This is a genomic window from Streptomyces sp. W16 (assembly GCF_033194735.1).
Classification (GTDB): domain Bacteria; phylum Actinomycetota; class Actinomycetes; order Streptomycetales; family Streptomycetaceae; genus Streptomyces.
The window spans coordinates 1-4701 of the sequence record NZ_JAWOAI010000653.1; the positions used below are offsets into that span (position 1 = coordinate 1).

Below are 4701 nucleotides of genomic sequence, written 5' to 3' on the forward strand. Positions count from 1 at the left end.
CGGCGGTTTCGCCGGCCGTCCGGGTGCTCCCGCAGGTGGCGGCGGTGGCCGTCCCGGCTTCGGCGGTCGTCCCGGTGGTCCGGGTGGCCGTGGTGGCACACAGGGCGCCTTCGGTCGTCCCGGTGGTCCCGCGCGTCGTGGTCGCAAGTCGAAGCGGCAGAGGCGCCAGGAGTACGAGGCCATGCAGGCCCCGTCGGTCGGCGGTGTGATGCTGCCTCGTGGCAACGGACAGTCCGTCCGTCTGTCGCGCGGTGCCTCGCTCACCGACTTCGCCGAGAAGATCAACGCCAACCCGGCGTCGCTCGTCGGCGTGATGATGAACCTCGGCGAGATGGTCACTGCCACGCAGTCCGTCTCCGACGAGACGCTGAAGCTCCTCGCGGACGAGATGAACTTCGTCCTGGAGATCGTCAGCCCGGAGGAGGAGGACCGCGAGCTCCTGGAGTCCTTCGACATCGAGTTCGGCGAGGACGAGGGTGGCGAGGAGTTCCTCGTCGCGCGTCCGCCGGTCGTGACCGTCATGGGTCACGTCGACCACGGTAAGACCCGACTGCTGGACACCATCCGCAAGACGAACGTCGTCGCGGGCGAGGCCGGCGGTATCACGCAGCACATCGGTGCGTACCAGGTCGCGACCGAGGTCAACGGCGAAGAGCGTCGCATCACCTTCATCGACACCCCGGGTCACGAGGCGTTCACCGCCATGCGTGCCCGTGGTGCCAAGTCGACCGACATCGCGATCCTCGTGGTGGCGGCCAACGACGGTGTGATGCCCCAGACGATCGAGGCGTTGAACCACGCCAAGGCGGCCGACGTGCCGATCGTGGTCGCGGTCAACAAGATCGACGTCGAGGGCGCCGACCCGACCAAGGTGCGCGGTCAGCTCACCGAGTTCGGTCTGGTGGCCGAGGAGTACGGCGGCGACACGATGTTCGTCGACATCTCCGCCAAGCAGGGTCTCAACATCGACCAGCTGCTGGAGGCCGTGGTCCTGACCGCGGACGCCTCGCTCGACCTGCGGGCCAACCCGGAGCAGGACGCGCAGGGCATCGCGATCGAGTCCCACCTCGACCGTGGCCGCGGTGCCGTCTCGACGGTCCTGGTCCAGCGCGGCACGCTGCGCATCGGCGACACGATGGTGGTCGGCGACGCGTACGGCCGTGTCCGGGCGATGCTCGACGACAACGGCAACAACGTCGAGGAAGCGACTCCGTCGACCCCCGTCCTGGTCCTGGGTCTCACCAACGTCCCGGGCGCCGGCGACAACTTCCTCGTCGTCGACGAGGACCGCACGGCACGTCAGATCGCCGAGAAGCGCGCGGCGCGCGAGCGCAACGCCAACTTCGCCCGGCGCGGAGTCCGGTTCTCCCTGGAGAACCTGGACGAGGCCCTCAAGGCCGGTCTGGTGCAGGAACTCAACCTCATCATCAAGGGCGACGCGTCCGGTTCGGTGGAGGCTCTCGAGTCCTCGCTGCTCCAGCTCGACGTCGGCGAAGAGGTCGACATCCGCGTCCTGCACCGCGGCGTGGGTGCGGTCACCGAGTCGGACATCGACCTGGCGACCGGCTCCGACGCGATCGTCATCGGCTTCAACGTCCGCGCTGCGGGCCGCGCGGCGCAGATGGCGGAGCGCGAGGGCGTCGACGTCCGGTACTACTCGGTGATCTACCAGGCCATCGAGGAGATCGAGGCGGCCCTGAAGGGCATGCTCAAGCCGGAGTACGAGGAGGTCGAGCTCGGTACGGCGGAGATCCGCGAGGTCTTCAAGTCGTCCAAGCTGGGCAACATCGCCGGTGTCCTGGTCCGCTCCGGAGAGGTCAAGCGCAACACCAAGGCGCGCCTTGTCCGCGACGGCAAGGTCATCGCCGAGAGCCTCACCATCTCCGGTCTGCGTCGCTTCAAGGACGACGTCACCGAGATCCGCGAAGGGTTCGAGGGCGGTATCAACCTCGGCAACTTCAACGACATCAAGGTCGACGACGTCATCGCGACGTACGAGATGCGCGAGAAGCCTCGCGGCTGATCGACACAGCACGCGATCGGGGCCGGTCGGCGGGGACAGAATTCCGTCGATCGGCCCCGGCCGTTGCGTGTACGGTTCCTGTATCGGCGTCCAAGACCGGCGCCCATACCCCGAACCGGCGGGACATCCGGACACACATGTATGTGGGGACTCTGTCCTTCGACCTGCTCCTCGGCGACGTCCACTCGCTGAAGGAGAAACGCTCACTCGTCCGTCCGATCGTGGCCGAACTCCAGCGCAAGTACGCGGTGAGCGCGGCCGAGACGGGCAGTCAGGACCTTCACCGCAGGGCCGAGATCGGGCTCGCGGTGGTCTCCGGGGACACGGGACACCTCACCGACGTACTGGACCGCTGCGAGCGACTCGTCGCCGGGCGGCCCGAGGTGGAACTGCTCTCGGTTCGACGCAGACTCCACAGCGACGAAGACTGAAGCAAGCAGCAAGACGTAGTTACTAAGGAGACGGACCAGTGGCCGACAACGCGCGTGCCAAGAGGCTGGCGGACCTCATCCGAGAGGTGGTGGCCAAGAAGCTGCAGCGCGGGATCAAGGATCCGCGGCTCGGCACGCACGTCACCATCACGGACACCCGGGTGACGGGTGACCTGCGGGAGGCGACCGTCTTCTACACGGTGTACGGGGACGACGAGGCGCGGGCCGAGGCGGCTGCCGGACTGGAGAGCGCCAAGGGCGTGCTCCGCTCGGCCGTGGGTGCCGCGGCCGGCGTGAAGTTCACGCCGACCCTCACCTTCGTCGCGGACGCCCTGCCGGACACCGCCAAGACCATCGAGGACCTCCTCGACAAGGCCCGGCAGTCCGACGAGAAGGTGCGCGAGGTCTCGGCAGGCGCCGCCTACGCGGGCGACGCCGACCCGTACAAGAAGCCCGGCGAGGACGACGAGGACGACGCCTCCGAATGACCGAGAAAACCCAGACGCCCGACGGCCTTGTCATCGTGGACAAGCCGTCGGGCTTCACCTCGCACGACGTGGTCGCCAAGATGCGCGGCATCGCCCGCACCCGCCGCGTCGGGCACGCCGGCACCCTCGACCCCATGGCGACGGGCGTGCTCGTCCTCGGTGTCGAGAAGGCGACAAAGCTCCTCGGCCATCTCGCGCTGACGGAGAAGGAGTACCTGGGCACCATCCGCCTGGGCCAGAACACCCTGACCGACGACGCCGAGGGCGAGATCACGGGGTCGGTCGACGCCTCGAAGGTCACCCGGGAGGCCATCGACGCCGGGATCGCCAAGCTCAGCGGCGCGATCATGCAGGTCCCGTCGAAGGTCAGCGCCATCAAGATCAACGGCGTGCGCTCCTACAAACGGGCGCGCGACGGCGAGGACTTCGAGATCCCCGCCCGCCCCGTCACCATCTTCTCCTTCGCGGTCTACGACGTCCGGGACGCCGTCGCCGAGGACGGCACCCCCGTCCTGGACCTGGTGGTCTCCGTGGTCTGCTCGTCCGGCACCTACATCCGGGCGCTCGCCCGCGACCTGGGCGCCGACCTCGGAGTGGGCGGCCACCTCACCGCCCTGCGCCGCACCCGCGTAGGCCCCTACAAGCTGGACTCGGCCAAGACCCTGGACCAGCACCAGCAGGAGCTGACCGTGATGCCGATCGCCGAGGCCGCCAAGGCCGCGTTCCCCCGCTGGTCCGTGGACGACAGGCGGGCGAAGCTGCTGCTCAACGGTGTCCGCCTGGACATCCCCGAGGAGTACACGGGCCTCGGCGCGGTAGGCGTCTTCGACCCCGAGGGCCGCTTCCTGGCCCTTGTCGAGGCACAGCAGGGCAAGGCCAAGAGCCTCGCGGTCTTCGCCTGAGTGACACCCCCGGAGACCTCTCCGGGGGTGTCAACTCCCGCCCGTGGAGCGGCGGTCACGGGGTCCACGTTCCCGCCGCTCCACGGTCCCCCCTCGGTTCCCCCACCCCTAGGGTGTATCCAACGCTCCGCGTCTATTCACCCACCTGGGCAGGCGCTCGGAGTGAACCGAGGGAGCGGAAGGGGGCGCGTTCACCACGCGATCTGTCCCGCTGATCACTCCGCGCCTACCGTCGAACACAGGGCAGGGGTACGGCGGGGAGGTTCGACCATGGTGGGACGGGGCCCGCGGGCGGGCGGCGGCCGTCACACGCAGGAGGAGCGCGCCACTACGGCCGGCGCTCCGGTGCCGAGTGACGCTCCGGTGCCGGGTGACGAGGCTCTGGTGCGGATCCGCGATCTGGCCGGACGCCCGCGAGGCACCGGATTCGTCGCCGACCACCACGGCACGGTGATCACCAGCCACGAGGCCGTCGACGGACTGCCCCGGCTCGTCCTGCACGCCGCCGGTGACCGCACCTGCCTGGTGACCGCCGACGCGGTGACCCCGCTGCCCGACCTGGACCTGGCCCTCGTCCGCACCGAAGGACTCGGCGTCGACCCGCTCCCCGTCACCGTCCGGGACCGGATCGAGACCGGCACGTACGTACGGATCGCCGCGGGCCGCTGGCGCGAGGCCCGCGTCCTGGGCGCGACCTCCGCCACGTACACGGCCACCGACCGCTTCCATCTCCTCGACGACGCCCTGGAGTTGGCGATCGGCACGGCCGGGCGGGACGCGCTCCGGCTGGGCGGCGGAGCGGCCGGCGGACCCGTCCTCGACACGGTGACCGGCGCGGTGATCGGCGTCCTCGGCAC

General features: G+C 69.5%; 5 protein-coding genes. All 5 read left to right on the forward strand.

Annotated features, from left to right (window positions below):
• Positions 1–2023, forward strand: a 2023-nt coding sequence (gene infB / locus R6V09_RS46245; protein WP_317887472.1) for a translation initiation factor IF-2, incomplete at its 5' end; no start/stop codon positions are given.
• Between the two features lie 137 nt (positions 2024–2160).
• Positions 2161–2454, forward strand: coding sequence for a DUF503 domain-containing protein (locus R6V09_RS46250; protein WP_019074817.1), 294 nt, complete (start codon positions 2161–2163; stop codon positions 2452–2454).
• A 38-nt stretch (positions 2455–2492) separates the two neighbouring features.
• Positions 2493–2942: a 30S ribosome-binding factor RbfA gene (gene rbfA, locus R6V09_RS46255; protein WP_317887473.1), complete on the forward strand. Its 450-nt coding sequence runs from the start codon at positions 2493–2495 to the stop codon at positions 2940–2942.
• A complete protein-coding gene (truB, locus tag R6V09_RS46260) occupies positions 2939–3844 on the forward strand; it encodes a tRNA pseudouridine(55) synthase TruB (RefSeq protein WP_317887474.1) in 906 nt (301 codons plus the stop codon). Before rbfA ends, truB begins: the two co-directional genes overlap by 4 nt.
• Before the next feature lie 270 nt (positions 3845–4114).
• Positions 4115–4701: trypsin-like peptidase domain-containing protein (locus R6V09_RS46265; RefSeq protein ID WP_317887475.1), on the forward strand; the 587-nt coding region annotated here is incomplete at its 3' end.